Source organism: Tenacibaculum sp. UWU-22 (genome assembly GCF_041021355.1).
GTDB lineage: Bacteria > Bacteroidota > Bacteroidia > Flavobacteriales > Flavobacteriaceae > Polaribacter.
In genome coordinates this window covers 169,377-186,478 of the sequence record NZ_JBFNGP010000001.1, presented here as the reverse complement: position 1 = coordinate 186,478, position 17,102 = coordinate 169,377, and the positions used below count along the sequence as shown (strand labels likewise).

The following is a 17,102-nucleotide window of genomic DNA, read 5'->3' as shown; positions in this document are numbered from 1 at the left end:
ATACCAATTTAGGTAATGTTTTAGCTGTAGTCAGTAACTTTAGTTACACAAGAGAATGTATTTAAATATGTTGATTAATAATATCTATTAAGTCATTTTTATTTATCATGCCCGATTGTCGCCATAATAGCTTACCTTCTTTAAAAAGCAAAAATGTGGGTACTCCTCTAATTTGGTAAGTAGCTGCTATTTTCGGATTTTTATCGACATCTATTTTTAAAATAATAACCGCTTCACCTAAATCTTGTTTTACTTCTTTTAAAATAGGAGACATAACTTTACAAGGGTTACACCATTCGGCAAAAAAATCAATCAAAACAGGTTTGCCTCCTCTAATTGTTTCAGAAAAATTTCCCATAGTATTATTTTTTAAAAGAAATGCTCCAAATTCCTCGTACTTGATTTATATCATAACCTTTAGCTTGATCGGTAGGATATAAGTTGGCTAATTCTTTTAAGGTTTCTATTTTTATTTGTTTGTTTGGGGTGCCGTGACATTGTAAGCACATGTTATTTGTAATAATTGGGTAATAAAACTTAGTACGACCCTCTATTTGTTTTGTAATAGGTTTTATGGTTTTATTATCGCTTATAATTTTTTTATACTGATTAATAATTTCTAACTCTTCTTTATTGGCAGTATTATTTGGGTTTCGTGGTTTGTCAGAAACTCGTTTAATAGTGGCGTTATATTTTGTAGCCATACTATCGGTAAGTTTATAAGCTTTTTCATTACAGAACTGTAAAGCATATAGGGTGCCTTTTTTTTGAATAGCCCCCATTAAATTTTTGCCTAATGTTTTTTTAGTTTCCATAGCGTATTTTAATCCAATTTCTTCAGCACTTTCATCAACTTGATTAGCGCTTATTTTTTTGCCTGAATTAATATAGTCTTTACCTTGTTTAGATTGCCAATGTTCTTTAAACCAGCTAGGCTCTTCAATTTGGTAATTATAGATATAGTTAGCTATTTTTTTTAAATCAGATTCATTAAATTTTTGATAAGGCATTAAGCCAAATCGTTTAACAGCACCATGCATTTTAGCATTCTCGTTACTAGGCTTTAATACAAAGGTTACAAAATTTTTAGTAAACTCTTCTTCAGACGTGTTTTTGTTAATATAATGTGCTTTTATAGCAATCATGGGTGGGGCAATTCTTTCATTGTGAGGCGTTTTAGCGTTATGGCAAACAAAACAGTTTGTTTCTAATAATTTTTTACCCTCGTAATTAACTGTTTTTTCGGTTACAGCTTTTTCTGTATTTTTTTTAGAGTACTCATTTTTTTTAGTTTGATTACAGCTAAAAAAAGTTACTACTGAAATTATTAGGATTAATTTTTTCATTGTTTTAAATTTACTGTAAAGGTAAAACGATTCTATAATAAAAAATGTAACCTATGTTACAGAAATCAAAGATCTAATACCTTAATTTGGTTTCTGTACAACATTATTTTTTGCTTTTTCTCTAAAGCTTTTAAAAGTCGAGAAACAACTACTCGTGATGTATGTAAGTCGTTTGCTATTTGTTGATGAGTAACATTAATTGTATCATTATTATTAACAAGAGCTTTATCTTTTATATATTTAAGTAAACGCTTATCCATATTTAAAAAAGCAATGGTGTCAATAGCTTCAATAAATTCTTCTAGTCTACTATGATAACTGTGTAAAATAAACTCTTGCCAACTTTTATATTTACTAAGCCATTCACTCATTTTTTGCTTAGGAATCATTAATAGCTTTGCATCGGTTTCTGCAACGGCTTTTATTTTACTCTTGGTTTCGCTCATACAGCACGAAAGTGTCATAGCACAAGTATCACCTTTTTCAATATAATATAAAACCAAATCGTCTCCTTGGCTATCTTCACGTAATATTTTTATAGCTCCATTTAACAGTAATGGAATTGTGGTTATATAGCTTCCTATATTTATAATAACGTCGTTGGTTTTTATTTCTTTTACTGTAGCAACCGCTGCTATTTCTTCTAATAATTTTTCTTCAAATAAATAACCGTAATACTTGTGTAAATTTTCTATCAAGATGAAACGTTTTTGTAAAAATAAGTAAATAATTACACTTTTTATATACGAAAAAAAAACAACAAAAAGGGTGATTTTAATCAATTTTTTAAGGGTTTTTATTTCAGAAATTTGAGGTAGAAATAAATAAAAAACCATACAAATATGAAAAAAAGAACACCAGTTTCAGCAATTATGACCAAAGATGTAGTTACATTAGCTAGTACAGATGATTTAATGACAGCAGAAAAATTATTTAAGAAAAAACAGATAAGACATATTCCTGTTGTAAGTGGAAATGAAATTAAGGGTATGTTAAGTTATACAGATTTATTACGGATAAGTTTTGCTGATGCTATTGATGAAAATGAATCTGATGTTGATACTGTGGTATACAACATGTTTACGATTGATCAAGTTATGGCGAAAAATTTAGTAACTGTAACTTCTAATACAACGATAAAAGAAGTTGCAGAGATATTAGCTAAAAAAGAGTTTCATGCATTACCCGTGCTAGAGGGTGATGACTTGGTGGGTATTGTAACCACCACAGATTTAATTAACTATTTATTAGAGCAATTTTAAATAGGGTAAGCTGTCTTTAAAATTACAATTTACGATTAATTAGAATGTACTTTTTAAGACGGCTTTTTTATTGAATTATTTTTAATAAAAAATGAATTTTGATAGTAAAAAATCAACATAAACCTTAATAATTATATAAAATATACAGCTCAAACATTATTTTTTTTGATTTTTTTTAACAATATGTATTTTTATTAAATGTATAATCTATACTTCGTTTTTTTTGTATTTAGTATTTCTGTTATCTTTTTTTTACTTCGTTTTAGCAAATTAAAAATTTAAGGGTGTTTTTTTTAACACGGGTGTTTTTACGAAAACGTTTTCAGAGGCGCTAAGCCCTTTAGCCATTTGTTTATAAGGTTTATAGGTGTTAATTTTGTAAAAATGTTTTTCAGTAATTATCTGTTTTTAAAAGTAAAAAAAGCTTTACTTTTAGCCATAATTTAATCAAAAAGGTAAAAAAATAACCATAAAAAAAAGCAATAATCAACACAAATTTTGAGAGCTTTAAGATAAATTTTGGCAGGTAATTAATTACAAAATTTAATGTTTGTTTACCAATGAGATTAAGTTTTTGTAATGAAAAAGAAAGGCTAGATAAACAAGGCATACAGAGGCGTATATTTTAATCGAAATAAACAGATGTAAGTTTTTATTTAGTAAGTGATTAAAGAAGTAGTAATAAAGATAATATAAAATTGAAACAATGAAGCAGCAAGGTTTATATTTACCAGAATTTGAAAGAGATAATTGTGGTGCGGGATTTATTTGTAATTTAAATGGCGAAAAATCGAATACGATTATTCATAATGCATTAGAAATTTTAATAAAATTAGAACATCGAGGGGCTGTAAGTTCTGATGGTAGAACAGGTGATGGGGCAGGTATTTTAATTGACATTCCGCACGAATTTTTTAAAAGAGTTTGTTCATTTTCTATTCCTGAACCTAAAGAATATGCCGTAGGAATGCTTTTTTTACCTAAAAGCGCAAATCAAGCTAATTTTTGCACTACTACTTTTGAAGAAGAAATAAAAAAACAAGGGTTACGCGTTATTGGTTGGAGAGAAGTACCTGTTGACTCTTACAGTGTAGGTAAAATAGCTTCTAAAACCGAACCTAAAATTAAGCAAGTTTTTATAGATAAAAACGATCAAAAGCTTACAGATATACAATTTAATGCTAAACTTTTTGCTGCTCGTAAAATTACCGAACACATTCTTGAAGAATCCAAATTATCACAAGCAGATTATTTTTATTTTTCATCACTATCTACTACTACGCTAATTTATAAAGGGCTTTTAATACCTGAAGACATAGGTAGATATTATAAAGACCTTAAAGAAAAAGATGTGGTAACTCGTTTAGCGTTAGTACATCAAAGATTTTCTACCAATACCTTTCCGGCGTGGAGTTTAGCGCAACCTTTCCGTTATATGTGCCATAATGGTGAAATTAACACGTTAAGAGGCAATGTCGGTAGAATGCGAGCTCGAGAAGAGCTTATGAAAACCGATTTGTTTGGAGAAGATATTACAAAACTTTTCCCTATTGTAAATAAAGGGAAATCAGATTCTGCATCGATGGATATGGTTGTAGAACTATTGTTAATGACAGGTAGAACGTTACCTGAAGTAATGATGATGATGGTGCCTGAGGCATGGGAAAAGCACCAAACCATGAGCGAAGATAAGAAAGCATTTTACCAATACAATTCGTGTATTATGGAGCCATGGGATGGGCCTGCATCAATACCTTTTACAGATGGAAATTATATAGGGGCATTATTAGATAGAAATGGTTTAAGACCCTCTAGATATACCGTTACTAAAGACGGATTTGTAATTATGTCATCAGAAATTGGTGTGATAGAAGTGCCAGCTGAAAATGTAGAAAAACACGGAAGACTTGAGCCAGGAAAAATGTTTTTGGTAGACATGAATGCAGGGCGTATTATAGAAGATGAAGAGATAAAAACAAGTATTGTATCGAAACACCCCTATAAAAAATGGGTAGAAGAACATCTTTTGTCGCTATCTGATGTGCCTTACACTAATAATATGTGTGCATTAGAACCTACCGATTATAAAACACGATTACGTGCGTTTGGTTATACTATAGAAGAAATAAAAACAGTTATTAACCCGATGGCTATACAAGGTAAAGAAGCTATAGGTTCAATGGGTACCGATACACCTTTGGCTATTTTATCAGACAAGCCACAACTGTTATATAACTATTTTAAGCAGTTATTTGCACAAGTAACCAATCCACCTTTAGACGGTATTCGAGAAGAAATAATCACCGATATTAGTTTAGCTATTGGTGGTGATAGAAATATTTTTGATATTGTTCCTGAGCAGGCAAAAAAACTAAGAATTCAAAACCCTGTGATTTCTAATGATGATTTAGACAAAATCAAAAATATTACTCATCCTGATTTTAAAACGGTTTCTATACCTATTTTATACCCTATTTCAAGAGGGGTTAACGGTTTAGAAAAAGCCTTAGACGATATTTTAGTAGCTTGTGAAAAAGCTATTTTTAACGGAGCAAATATTATTGTTCTTTCAGATAGAAATGTAGACAAAGAAAATGCGCCTATACCCGCGCTGTTAGCTTGTTCGTATGTACACCATGGGTTAAATGCTATACAAAAAAGATCAAAGTTTGGTATAGTTTTAGAAACGGCAGAACCTCGAGAACCCCATCATTTTGCTGCTTTATTTGGATACGGAGCAAGTGCTATAAATCCATATTTAGTTAATGAAATTATTCGTGAGCAAGTAAAAACAGAAGTAATTAAGGGGCTTACCGAAGATCAAGCAGTAGAAAACTTTAACAAAGCCATTGGAAAAGGATTGTTAAAAGTAATGAATAAAATAGGTATTTCTACTTTACACTCATACAGATCGTCACAAATTTTTGAGGCTCTAGGTCTTAAAGAAGCATTTGTTAAAAAATATTTTCCATATACACCTTCTAGAATTGAAGGAATTGGCTTGGTGGTTATTGACAAGGATATTCAAAAACGATTTGATTTAGCCTTTAAAAAAGAAGCATATAAAAGTGCTTTAGATTTAGAAATTGGAGGCGAATATAGATGGCGAAGAAATGGAGAAAAACACATGTTTAATCCAACTACAGTAGCTAAATTACAACAAGCTGTTCGCACTAAAAGCAAAGAAAGCTATAAGGTTTATGCTGATGCCATAAACCATCAAAATAAAAATTTAATGACTCTTCGTGGGTTGTTTGAGTTTACCAATTTAGATCCAATTTCTATTGATGAAGTAGAACCGTGGACAGAAATTGTTAAACATTTTAAAACGGGTGCTATGTCGTATGGTTCTATTAGTCAAGAAGCACACGAAAACTTAGCGATTGCTATGAACCGAATTGGAGGTAAAAGTAATTCAGGAGAAGGAGGAGAAGATAAAAATAGATTTAAAAAAGAATCTAATGGTGATTGGAAAAATAGTGCCATTAAACAAGTTGCCTCTGGTAGATTTGGCGTTTCAAGTAATTATTTAACCAATGCTCAAGAAATTCAAATAAAAATGGCTCAAGGAGCTAAACCAGGAGAAGGGGGGCAATTACCAGGTGAAAAAGTATTACCATGGATAGCAGAGGTTAGAAATTCTACGCCTTATGTAGGGTTAATTTCACCACCGCCACACCATGATATTTATTCGATAGAAGATTTAGCTCAATTAATTTTTGATTTAAAAAATGCAAATAGAGAAGCTAGAATTAATGTAAAATTAGTTTCTAAAGTGGGGGTTGGTACAATTGCCGCAGGAGTAGCAAAAGCAAAAGCCGATGTAATTTTAATTTCTGGTTTTGATGGCGGTACAGGAGCTTCACCATTAACATCGCTAAAACATGCAGGTTTACCTTGGGAACTTGGTATTGCAGAAGCACAACAAACATTAGTATTAAACAACTTAAGAAGCCGAGTGGTTTTAGAATGTGATGGACAATTAAAAACAGGTAGAGATGTTGCTATTGCTTGCTTGTTAGGAGCCGAAGAATTTGGTTTTGCTACAGCACCTTTGGTAGCTTCGGGTTGTATAATGATGCGTGCTTGTCATTTAAACACTTGCCCAGTGGGTATTGCAACGCAAGACCCTGAATTACGTAAAAACTTTAAAGGTACGCCAGAACATGTAATTAACTACATGTATTTTGTAGCTGAAGAATTACGTCAAATTATGGCGCAATTAGGTTTTAGAACGCTTAAAGAAATGGTAGGTCAGTCGCAAAAAATAGATGCAAATCATGCAATTAATCACTATAAAGCAAAAGGAGTTGATATTTCAGCTATTTTACATCGACCTGCATTAAAATCGGATACTATTTTGTGTAATACCGAAACACAAAATCACCAATTAGAAAAAGTATTAGATTTAAAAATATTAACCGATGCAAAAGCGGCTATTGTAAGTAAAAAAGAAACGACCTTAACTTATTCTATTAATAATACAGATAGAGCTGTTGGAGCTATAATAAGTAACGAAATTTCTAAAAAACATGGTGAAGATGGTTTGCCAGAAAATACTTTAAATTTACTATTTAAAGGTTCTGCAGGGCAAAGTTTTGGTGCTTTTTCAACCAAAGGGTTAACGTTAACAGTAGAAGGTGAAACAAACGATTATTTAGGTAAAGGGCTGTCGGGGGCTAAAGTAATTGTTAAAAAACCTGAAAAAGCCACTTTTAAAGCATCAGAAAATATAATTGTAGGTAATGTATGTTTTTATGGAGGTATTACTGGAGAGGCATATATTAACGGAATTGCAGGTGAACGCTTTGCTGTTAGAAACTCTGGAGTAACCGCAGTTGTTGAAGGTTTAGGAGATCATGGTTGTGAGTATATGACAGGTGGTAAAGTAGTGGTGTTAGGTAAAACAGGACGTAATTTTGCTGCAGGTATGAGTGGCGGAATTGCATATGTGTTTGATGAAAGTAAAGAGTTTAGCACTTATTTGTGTAATAAAGAAATGGTTGATTTAGATCCGCTTTCTAAACAAGATATTGATGAATTAGAACAACATATAAAAAATCATTTCGAACACACGAATAGTCAACTTGCACAAGAATATTTAAATGATTGGGATACTGTAAAGCATCATTTTATAAAAGTGTTTCCAAAAGACTATAAGAAGGCTTTAGAAAGAATTTCTAAAGAAAAAAATACGTTACAAAAAATATCAGCTTAAATTTTAGTTATGGGTAAAATAGGAGGATTTAAAGAGTTTCATAGAAAAGACGAAACCAATATAGTTGTAGAAGAAAGAGTAAAAAATTATAAAGAATATACCGTTCCGCTAAAAGAATCTGATTTAAAAGAACAAGGTGGAAGATGTATGGATTGTGGTATTCCTTTTTGCCATAGCGGTTGTCCGTTAGGAAATCTTATACCTGATTTTAATGATATGGTTTATAAGGAAGAATGGCAACAAGCTTCTAAAATATTACATTCAACTAATAATTTTCCAGAATTTACAGGAAGGTTATGTCCTGCGCCATGTGAAAAATCTTGTGTTTTAGGAATTATTGATGATCCTGTTTCTATTGAAAATATTGAAAAAAATATAGTAGAAAAAGCTTTTGCTAATGGTTGGATTCAGGTTGAAGTGCCTAAGCATAGAACAGGAAAAACAGTTGCTGTAATTGGTTCAGGACCTGCTGGTTTGGCTGCAGCACAACAATTAAATAGAGCAGGGCATAATGTAACTGTTTTTGAAAGAGATGATGAAATTGGAGGATTATTACGTTACGGAATTCCAAACTTTAAACTAGAAAAAGAAATTATTGACAGAAGGGTTGATATTCTTGAAAAAGAAGGCGTTATTTTTAAAACCAACACAAATGTTGGTGGAAACTACGATATAAAAAATTTAGATTATTTTGATGCAATTGTGTTGTGTGGCGGCGCAACAAAACGTAGGTCATTACCTGTAAAAGGTATTGAGTCGAAAGGGGTTTACCAAGCAATGGATTTTTTAACACAACAAACCAAGCAGCTTTTTAATAAGCCCGTTGAAGGCGAAATAATATCGGCAGAAAACAAAAATGTAATTGTTATTGGTGGTGGCGATACAGGTTCTGATTGTGTAGGAACTTCGAATAGGCAAGGTGCTAAATCGGTTACTAATTTTGAAATTATGCCTAAACCACCTTTACATAGAAGTGAAACAACACCTTGGCCATTTTGGCCTTTACAACTTAAAACAAGTTCGTCACACGAAGAGGGTTGTGGTAGAAATTGGCTTATTAATACTAAAGAATTTGTTACCGATGCAAAAGGTAATTTAACGGCTTTAAAAACGGTGGAAGTTGAATGGGAAATAATTCCTGGACAACGTCCTAAATTAATAGAAAAACCCAACACAGAAAAAACATGGCCTTGTGAGTTAGCCTTGTTAGCATTAGGTTTTACAGGTCCAGAGGCTACTTTAAGTGAGCAATTAGGTGTTGAAGTTGATGCTAGAACTAATTATAAAGCTGTAAATTATCAAACGAATGTACCACATGTATTTGTAGCGGGTGATATGCATAGAGGACAATCGTTAATTGTTTGGGCAATTTCTGAAGGTAGAGAAGCTGCAAAATCGGTAGATGAATACTTAATGAGCAAATCGTATTTGCAAACCAAAGGAAAAGGTGATTTACCTTCGGTATAGCCTTTAAAATACTTTATATATAAAAAACCAAGAAACAACATGTTGTTTCTTGGTTTTTTTTTGATACTACCTAAAATTACAGAGGCTGGAGTCTCTATTAATTACGAGCTTACTAATTTTGATACATTTCTGCATTTTTGATAGATAAATGAGATGAAGAAATACCTTTACTACTTCTATAAATTAAAAACACTTCATCGACTATAAAGGTGCTTGTTATTGAATTTGAAATACCCTCAAATAATGTAAGAGATTATTTGGCTCAATTTATAAAAGAATAAAAAGTTAAATTATTTTATGCTCAGGATTTATTGAATTCCTTGTGATTCAGTGTTTTAAAGTCAGTATTTTTTTTTGTAAAACTATTTTCAGGATGTGTTTTTTTGTTTTTAATAAATAATTAACCTATTTTTAATGGGTTGCTAACTCTTTTAATTTAAAAATTCTATGAAAGCAAAATTATTTTATGTAATTTCTTTTTTGATAACCGCATTTTCGTTAAGTTCTCAAAACTTATTAAATACTAATGATTAGACAGTTGGGGTAGGTTCGGTATTTGGTTTTATTTAATACAGGTTAATAAAAACAAATTTTAGAGAGCATGAGGTAGGTTTAAAAGAAGTAAGTGGTCTAGTAGCAGGTCATCCTGATTCAAGCGAAAGAAGAAAATATCTTTTTGGTTTACTTGGTAAGAAAGGTGTCAAAGGAGGTCAGTATAATTCAGGAACAGCAAATGATTCAAATCAACGTATGGGGGTATTGTATTTTGACTATAAAGGTTATCGATTAGGAGGGAACTCAGAAGGAATTCGACATGCTATTCAAAATATTGGAGCTCATACAGGACTATCTTATCAACCTTGGTTTAAAAAATTTAATATAACGTCTACAGGTTATTTTCAATATCAATCACATAATCCTTATACGTTATGGTAAAAAAAGAAATAATATATGAATAATATTGTAATAGAGTATAAAATATTGATGTTGTGTTAAAGGTTAAATATTTATTTATCACTCTCCTAGTCTTGACTTTGAATTCTTGTTCTTCTCAAGAATCTCAAAATTTATTAGGAAATGTTTACAGTTTTAATGGTAATTGTAAAAAATCACAAGAATCATATATAAATGGTTTTCGAATCGAAGAGATTTCTAAAGATTCTTTATATGTGAGATTTTATTTGGATAAAGAAATCTTTTTTGGCATTTCAATGTCATATAATAGACCATTAAAAGAATATTTTTCAAAAAATACAATACCTTTTTATTCTAACAAAGGTAAAAAAGAGAATACTGTAATATTAAATTTCAAGAATGATAATATTATTTTGTTAAAACTTAAAGACTCATCAAATGAGGTTAAAAATAAAATTTTTAAGTTTATGTATAAAGACTCAATTATTAGAGATCATATAAGGGATCCTTATTATGCTGAGGATGGTTTCTTTTGTGTAAAAATTAATTTTAAATGAAAAATTATTTACCATGATAAAAAAAGTGTTTTTAATATTATTTTGAGCTATGTTTCTTTTAGGATATTCACAGGATTATAAAACTTTTCAGAATACCTAAAGAAATAAATATTTTTTTCTTAGAAAGTAAAGTTAAAGTTCCTGTTTTAGAATCAATGCATATTAAAGATGGTAAATTCATTAATGGACAAAAGAAAATTAGTGACAGTATTTGTGAAATTGTCATAAAAAAATATTAAAGCCTAATTTTATTATTAATGAGTATTATAGTGGTGTTAATGAATCTATTGACTCAATTTTAAATTATATTAAATAACATGGTAGATTTTCTTATAACAATTTATGACCTTTATAAAGAAATAATTAATTATTTTAAAAGAGATAAAAAGAAAAAAAAATAATAAAAAAAGTGTTTTTAATATTATTTTGTGTTATGTTTCTTTTAACCTGAGTTCGATTATTAAAACAAGTAAATTTGATTAGAATTCGCAGTTTGAAATTTAATTGAAGGTTTTTTTAGGTAAAAAAGCTGTAGACAATAAGTCCTGAGATTAGATTGGTTAGGAAGTTTGCGGCACTATCCAAAATTTTGTGTAAACTTATATCGAGGGTTTTACGTATTTAAAGTTGAACCTTTTTTTGAGTTAAAATACATTTACCTCAATTTCTAAATCAATACCAAAATTTTGTGTAATGGTTTGTTTAATTTTTTGAGCTAAAGCATAAATTTCATCACCCGTTGCATTACCGTAATTTACCAGTACTAAAGCTTGTTTTTCATGTACGCCACAATTACCAAAACGTTTGCCTTTAAAGCCACTTTGTTCGATTAACCAACCTGCCGGAACTTTTATTTGGCTGTCAGAAATGGGGTAATTAGGTATTGAAGGGTATTGTTTTTGTAGTTTTAAAAAATGGCTTTTTGAAATTACGGGGTTTTTAAAAAAACTACCGCTATTGCCAATTTCTTTTGGGTCGGGTAACTTACTTTTTCGTATAGCAATAACTGCATCCGAAATGTCTTTAATAGTAGGGCTTTTAATGTTTTTTGATGCTAGTTCGGTTTCGATGGCTCCGTATAAGGTACGTAAGTGGTGCTTGTTTTTGGTAAGCTGAAAACTTACTGAGCTTACTATATACTTGCCTTTTGCTTCGTTTTTAAAAATAGAGTTTCTGTAGCCAAATTTACAGTTTGGGTTAGAAAACGAAACTAATTTACCTGTTTCAATTTCAATCGCTTCAACTTGGGTAATAGTATCTTTTACTTCTACCCCATAAGCCCCAATATTTTGAATAGGGCAGGTGCCTACTTTTCCAGGAATTAAAGATAAATTTTCTAATCCACCATAATTTTGAGATACGCACCACAGTACAAACTCATGCCAATTTTCGCCAGCGTTTACCGTTATGTATATATCGTTATGGTTTTCTCTATCTATTGAAATTCCTTTAATATCAATATGTACTACAAGCTTATTAATGTTTTTGGTTAGTAATATATTGCTGCCTCCTGAGAGTAAAAACAACTCTTTTTCGGTTTGTAAAAGTTGTTGTAATTCGTATACAGAGGTAACTGTAACAAACCGATTGGCAGTAACATCAATACCAAAAGTATTGTAGTTTTTTAATGAAATATTTTGTTGAATGGTCAAAATTAGAAATACTATTTTAAGCGATTATAAACTTGTAGAGCTTCTTTTAAAATGGTTACCGAACGTTTTAGGCTTTCTTTATTTAATACATAGGCAATTCGAACTTGATTTTTTCCGTTGTCTTTAGTTGAATAAAATCCGCCCGCTGGTGCAACCATAACGGTTTCATTGTCAAGGCTAAATTCCTCTAAAATCCATTGTGCAAAATCTTCAGAATTATCAACAGGTAATTCGGCAATACAATAAAAAGCACCTTTAGGTTTAGCAACCTTAACTCCATCTATTTTTTGTAACTCCGTAATTAAGGTGTTTCTACGTTCAAGATATTCTTCAATAACCTTGTCAAAATAACTTTGTGGGGTTTCTAATGCGGCCTCACTAGCAATTAAGGCATAGGTTGGTGGGCTTAACCGTGCTTGAGCAAATTTTAAAACCGTTTGTATAACTTGTTTGTTTTTAGATACTACACAACCAATACGTGCGCCACACATACTATATCGTTTTGATACAGAGTCAATCATAATAGCATGTTGGTCTATATCATTTTCTTTCATTATTGAGTTATGCTCTAATCCATCATATACAAATTCGCGATATACCTCATCGGCAATTAAAAATAAATCGTGTTTTAAAACTAAGTCTTTTAATTTTTTTATTTCTTCTTTGCTATATAAATATCCTGTCGGATTTCCAGGATTACAAATTAAAATTGCTTTTGTTTTTGGAGAAATTAGTTTTTCAAAATCTTCGATAGGTGGTAAGGCAAAATTATCTTCAATTTTAGAAATTACAGGGACTACCTTTACTCCAGAAGCTATTGAAAAACCATTGTAGTTAGCATAAAAAGGTTCAGGAATAATAACTTCATCCCCATTATCCATAATACTGCCAAAGGTAAAAAACAGAGCTTCGCTACCACCAGTGGTTACTATAATTTGGTCAGGAGTTAGCTCAATATTGTTTTTTGCATAGTAGTTAACTAATTTGTTTCTGTAAGTTTCAGAACCCTCTGATCGCGCATACGATAACACTTCTACAGTATTGTTTTTTACCGCATCAAGCGCCACTTTAGGCGTGTTAATGTCTGGTTGACCAATGTTTAAATGATACACTTTTACTCCCTTTTTTTTAGCTGCTTCAGCAAAAGGAACTAATTTTCGTATAGGCGATTGCGGCATTGCATTACCTTTTTTTGATATTGATGGCATAGAATGTTTTTTGTGGGTAAATAAAGAGCAAATTTGCAAAATATTATTGATAAATGTAGAGTGTTGTTAAAATAAAGATATTAAAATCACCATCAAAATTGCAGAAATTAAAACTAGCTTGTATATTGATGGTTGTTTATAGATCTCATCGGTTGAAAAAATTAATAATACTTCTTGTTTTTTTCTTGTTATTGACAAGCGTAGGGTTTGCTCAAAGAGGATTTCAGTTTCGTGGGGCTAACGATAAAAAACAAACTGTAAAATTTAAATTAATTAATAATTTAATTGTAATTCCGTTAGAAATAAATGGTAAAAAATTGTCTTTTTTATTAGATTCTGGTGCAAATAAAACAATTCTTTTTAATTTTTCTGAAAAAGATACAATTAACCTTAATAATGTTGAAAAGGTTACTTTACAAGGGCTTGGTAGCGGAGAATCGGTTGAATCACTATTGTCTAAAAATAATCAATTTAAATTAAATAACTTAGTAAGCACAAATCAAAATTTATATGTGATATTAAGAGATAATTTTAATATTTCGAGTAAAATGGGTATTACTATTCATGGTATTATTGGTTATAATTTGTTAAAAAATGTAATTGCTCGGATAAATTATAACACTAAACAAATCGATTTTTATAATCCTAAATATTTTAAATATCCAAAATGTCGTAAATGCGAAACATTTCCGTTAGAGTTTTATCGAAACAAACCGTATATCAATGTAAATGTTCAATTAGATACTGTTGGTAAAGAACAAATACCTGTAAAAGTATTAATAGATTCAGGAGGTAGTGATGCCTTATGGTTATTTGAAAACACCAAAGGAGCTATAAAAACACCTATAAAAAATTTTAAAGATATTTTAGGCGAGGGTCTTAGTGGAACTATTTATGGAAATAGAAGTAAGATACCCCAAATTTCATTACAAAAATATGTAATAAAAAATCCAACAGCAACATTTTTAGATTCTATTTCAACGCATAATGCTCGTAAATTTAAAACTCGAAACGGAAGTATAGGAGGGGCTATTTTAAAGCGATTTAAAATATGGATTGATTATACTAATAAAAAAATAACATTCAAAAAATCAGCTTCGCTGTCGAAACCTTTTTATTATAATATGAGTGGATTGCATATTGTATATGCAGGAAAAGAATTGGTGAAAGAGGCGGTAAAAACAACAAACTCAAAGGGGGGTAATACAGATAATACAAACGATAAAAAAAATACGATTTCGATGATAACAAGTTATCATTATGTTTTTTACCCAGCATATGAAATAGATAAAGTAGTCAAAGGTTCTCCTGCAGCTATCGCAGGGGTTTTAAGTGGTGATAAACTACTTAAGGTTAATGGTAAAAAAGCTCACCATTATACGTTAGATCAACTTATGGAATTGTTTCATACAAAACCAAACAAAAAAATACGATTAGAGGTGCGTAGAGCAGGATTAAAACTTACATTTGAATTCCAATTAAAAAAGAGAATTTAGTAAAGATGAAAGCAGAAATTATTACCATTGGAGATGAAATTCTTATAGGTCAAATAGTAGATACAAATTCTCAATGGATAGCTCAAAAGCTTAATAGTATAGGGGTTTCAGTATATCAAATATCGTCTATACAAGATGAAGAAGAACATATTTTAAAGGCACTAAAAGAAGCTGAAAACAGAGTAGATATTGTTATTGTTACAGGCGGGTTAGGCCCTACTAAAGACGATATAACTAAAAAAACGATTGCAAAATATTTTAAAGACGATAAGTTTGTTGAATATCCAGAGGTAATCGATACGATAAAATCTCTTTTTAAAAAAATTAATCACCCGTTTAACGAGGTTCAAAAATATCAGGCGCAACTTCCGTCAAAAGCAACCTTATTAATGAATAATTTAGGCACCGCTCCGGGTATGTGGTTTTATGAGCATAATACCATTTTTGTATCATTGCCCGGTGTACCCTACGAAATGAAAGGTTTAATGAAAAATGAGGTGCTGCCAAGACTTCAAAAACAATATAAACTGCCTTTTATTATTCATAAAACCATAATGACTTACGGGCAAGGAGAAAGTATTATCGCTCAAAAAATTGAAACGGTTGAAAATAATTTACCAGCCTATATAAAGTTAGCTTATTTACCGTCGTTTGGAAAAGTGCGTTTACGATTATCGGCAAAAGGAGGAGATAAATTAGCTTTAGAAAAAGAGTTAGCGGTTATAATTGATAAAATTTATCAATTAATACCAGATGTGGTTAAAGGTATAGAAGGTGAAGGTTCTTTAGAAAGTAATGTAGGTAGCATATTAAAAGAAAAAAAACAGACATTGTGTACTGCCGAAAGTTTAACAGGTGGTAAAATTGCGGCTACATTAGTTTCAGTTTCAGGGGCATCAGCTTATTATAAAGGAGGTTTTGTAACCTATTCGGCTGCATTAAAAACGCAGTTGTTAGATGTTAGCATACAAATGATTGAAAAATATACAGTTGTAAGTGCTCAGGTAGCTGAGGTAATGGCAAAAAATGCTCGACAAAAACTACAAACCGATTATGCGATAGCGGTTACAGGCAATGCAGGGCCAACAACTGATAATAACGATAAAAGTGTAGGTTTGGTATATATTGCTATTGCAGATAAAAATGGAGTAACGGTAAATGAATTTAACTTTGGAAACCCCAGAGAAAAGGTAATTAATAGAACCGTTACTAAGTCGATAGAATTATTAGAACAAAAAATTTCAAAAAAAATATAATAAATTGTTTTGCTGATTTTTAAAATTTAATGTATTTTTGCACCTCGTTTAGAGATAACATACTAAAAAAACTTGTCAACAGATGTCTAGAGTTTGTGAATTAACAGGAAAAAAAGCAATGGTAGGAAACAATGTTTCTCACGCATTGAACAGAACTAAAAGAAAATTTAACGCTAATTTAATGACTAAGCGTTTTTATATTCCAGAAGAAGATAAATGGATAACTTTGAAAATATCGGCTTCTGCATTAAAAAATATTAATAAAAAAGGAATCTCTGCTGTTATTAAAGAAGCAAGAGCAAAAGGTTTTTTAACCAAATAATTTTCCTTACTAGATAAAGTATACAGCAATGGCAAAAAAAGGAAACAGAGTACAGGTAATTTTAGAATGTACAGAGCATAAAGCTTCAGGGCAACCAGGAACTTCTCGTTATATAACTACTAAAAACAAGAAGAATACTCCAGATAGAATTGAATTAAAGAAATTTAATCCAGTTTTAAAGAAAATGACCGTTCATAAAGAAATAAAATAATAACGCTACGGCATAAATTTATACTAAGATGGCAAAGAAATCAGTAGCAACTTTACAAACAGGATCTAAAAGATTAACCAAAGCAATTAAAATGGTAAAATCAAAAAAAACAGGAGCTTATACTTTTGTTGAAAGTATTATGGATCCAACACAAGTAAACGACTTTTTAGCACAAAAATAATTTTTGACAAG

Annotated in this window: 15 protein-coding genes; 10 read left to right on the top strand and 5 right to left on the bottom strand. The window is 30.7% G+C overall.

Translation table 11 applies throughout. The annotated features are described in order from the left end of the window. Positions 1–61: 61 nt before the first annotated feature. The 3 genes from trxA to AB2B44_RS00815 all read right to left on the bottom strand — a co-directional run bounded on the left by trxA (position 62) and on the right by AB2B44_RS00815 (position 2,044). On the bottom strand, positions 62–358 hold the full coding sequence (gene trxA, locus AB2B44_RS00825) for a thioredoxin (protein WP_369047661.1): 297 nt from the start codon (positions 356–358) through the stop codon (positions 62–64). Between the two features lie 4 nt (positions 359–362). Next, positions 363–1,346, bottom strand: coding sequence for a DUF3365 domain-containing protein (locus AB2B44_RS00820; protein ID WP_369047660.1), 984 nt, complete (start codon positions 1,344–1,346; stop codon positions 363–365). A 65-nt stretch (positions 1,347–1,411) separates the two neighbouring features. Next, entirely contained in the window at positions 1,412–2,044 is a 633-nt protein-coding gene (locus AB2B44_RS00815; RefSeq protein WP_369047659.1) for a Crp/Fnr family transcriptional regulator, read from the bottom strand. Between the two features lie 144 nt (positions 2,045–2,188). Here AB2B44_RS00815 and AB2B44_RS00810 point away from each other — a divergent pair, with 144 nt between their 5' ends. The 5 genes from AB2B44_RS00810 to AB2B44_RS00790 all read left to right on the top strand — a co-directional run bounded on the left by AB2B44_RS00810 (position 2,189) and on the right by AB2B44_RS00790 (position 10,765). Beyond that, positions 2,189–2,608 carry a CBS domain-containing protein gene (locus AB2B44_RS00810; RefSeq protein WP_369047658.1) on the top strand — a complete coding sequence of 140 codons (420 nt, stop codon included), beginning with the start codon at positions 2,189–2,191 and terminating at the stop codon, positions 2,606–2,608. Between the two features lie 706 nt (positions 2,609–3,314). Continuing rightward, entirely contained in the window at positions 3,315–7,826 is a 4,512-nt protein-coding gene (gene gltB / locus AB2B44_RS00805) for a glutamate synthase large subunit (RefSeq protein WP_369047657.1), read from the top strand. A gap of 9 nt (positions 7,827–7,835) precedes the next feature. Continuing rightward, entirely contained in the window at positions 7,836–9,293 is a 1,458-nt protein-coding gene (locus AB2B44_RS00800) for a glutamate synthase subunit beta (RefSeq protein WP_369047656.1), read from the top strand. Positions 9,294–9,872: 579 nt separating this feature from the next. Further along, the gene (locus AB2B44_RS00795) at positions 9,873–10,229 is read left to right on the top strand and encodes a polymorphic toxin type 23 domain-containing protein (protein WP_369048508.1); all 357 of its coding nucleotides are present in this window, start codon (positions 9,873–9,875) and stop codon (positions 10,227–10,229) included. A 53-nt stretch (positions 10,230–10,282) separates the two neighbouring features. Further along, entirely contained in the window at positions 10,283–10,765 is a 483-nt protein-coding gene (locus AB2B44_RS00790) for a hypothetical protein (protein ID WP_369047655.1), read from the top strand. Between the two features lie 644 nt (positions 10,766–11,409). On the opposite strand, the gene murB is transcribed toward AB2B44_RS00790, so the two are convergent. Both murB and AB2B44_RS00780 read right to left on the bottom strand, forming a co-directional pair. After that, positions 11,410–12,417: a UDP-N-acetylmuramate dehydrogenase gene (murB, locus tag AB2B44_RS00785; protein ID WP_369047654.1), complete on the bottom strand. Its 1,008-nt coding sequence runs from the start codon at positions 12,415–12,417 to the stop codon at positions 11,410–11,412. 11 nt (positions 12,418–12,428) lie between these two features. Beyond that, positions 12,429–13,625, bottom strand: a complete 1,197-nt coding sequence (locus tag AB2B44_RS00780; protein ID WP_369047653.1) for a pyridoxal phosphate-dependent aminotransferase — start codon at positions 13,623–13,625, stop codon at positions 12,429–12,431. A gap of 152 nt (positions 13,626–13,777) precedes the next feature. Here AB2B44_RS00780 and AB2B44_RS00775 point away from each other — a divergent pair, with 152 nt between their 5' ends. The 5 genes from AB2B44_RS00775 to AB2B44_RS00755 all read left to right on the top strand — a co-directional run bounded on the left by AB2B44_RS00775 (position 13,778) and on the right by AB2B44_RS00755 (position 17,091). Continuing rightward, a complete protein-coding gene (locus AB2B44_RS00775) occupies positions 13,778–15,121 on the top strand; it encodes an aspartyl protease family protein (protein ID WP_369047652.1) in 1,344 nt (447 codons plus the stop codon). Positions 15,122–15,126: 5 nt separating this feature from the next. Continuing rightward, complete coding sequence (locus tag AB2B44_RS00770) at positions 15,127–16,377, top strand: competence/damage-inducible protein A (protein WP_369047651.1); 1,251 nt, start codon at positions 15,127–15,129, stop codon at positions 16,375–16,377. Positions 16,378–16,459: 82 nt separating this feature from the next. Further along, positions 16,460–16,699: a 50S ribosomal protein L28 gene (rpmB, locus tag AB2B44_RS00765; RefSeq protein ID WP_369047650.1), complete on the top strand. Its 240-nt coding sequence runs from the start codon at positions 16,460–16,462 to the stop codon at positions 16,697–16,699. A gap of 28 nt (positions 16,700–16,727) precedes the next feature. Continuing rightward, complete coding sequence (gene rpmG / locus AB2B44_RS00760) at positions 16,728–16,910, top strand: 50S ribosomal protein L33 (RefSeq protein ID WP_369047649.1); 183 nt, start codon at positions 16,728–16,730, stop codon at positions 16,908–16,910. Positions 16,911–16,938: 28 nt separating this feature from the next. Beyond that, positions 16,939–17,091: a DUF4295 domain-containing protein gene (locus AB2B44_RS00755; protein WP_369047648.1), complete on the top strand. Its 153-nt coding sequence runs from the start codon at positions 16,939–16,941 to the stop codon at positions 17,089–17,091. The last annotated feature ends 11 nt before the right edge of the window (positions 17,092–17,102 follow it).

What these genes read in the sequence shown, in the direction of transcription:
- trxA (WP_369047661.1), bottom strand. Translation starts at nt 358, where the DNA reads ATGGGAAATTTTTCTGAAACAATTAGAGGAGGCAAACCTGTTTTGATT.
- AB2B44_RS00820 (WP_369047660.1), bottom strand. Translation starts at nt 1,346, where the DNA reads ATGAAAAAATTAATCCTAATAATTTCAGTAGTAACTTTTTTTAGCTGT.
- AB2B44_RS00810 (WP_369047658.1), top strand. Translation starts at nt 2,189, where the DNA reads ATGAAAAAAAGAACACCAGTTTCAGCAATTATGACCAAAGATGTAGTT.
- gltB (WP_369047657.1), top strand. Translation starts at nt 3,315, where the DNA reads ATGAAGCAGCAAGGTTTATATTTACCAGAATTTGAAAGAGATAATTGT.
- AB2B44_RS00800 (WP_369047656.1), top strand. Translation starts at nt 7,836, where the DNA reads ATGGGTAAAATAGGAGGATTTAAAGAGTTTCATAGAAAAGACGAAACC.
- AB2B44_RS00780 (WP_369047653.1), bottom strand. Translation starts at nt 13,625, where the DNA reads ATGCCATCAATATCAAAAAAAGGTAATGCAATGCCGCAATCGCCTATA.
- AB2B44_RS00770 (WP_369047651.1), top strand. Translation starts at nt 15,127, where the DNA reads ATGAAAGCAGAAATTATTACCATTGGAGATGAAATTCTTATAGGTCAA.
- rpmB (WP_369047650.1), top strand. Translation starts at nt 16,460, where the DNA reads ATGTCTAGAGTTTGTGAATTAACAGGAAAAAAAGCAATGGTAGGAAAC.
- rpmG (WP_369047649.1), top strand. Translation starts at nt 16,728, where the DNA reads ATGGCAAAAAAAGGAAACAGAGTACAGGTAATTTTAGAATGTACAGAG.
- AB2B44_RS00755 (WP_369047648.1), top strand. Translation starts at nt 16,939, where the DNA reads ATGGCAAAGAAATCAGTAGCAACTTTACAAACAGGATCTAAAAGATTA.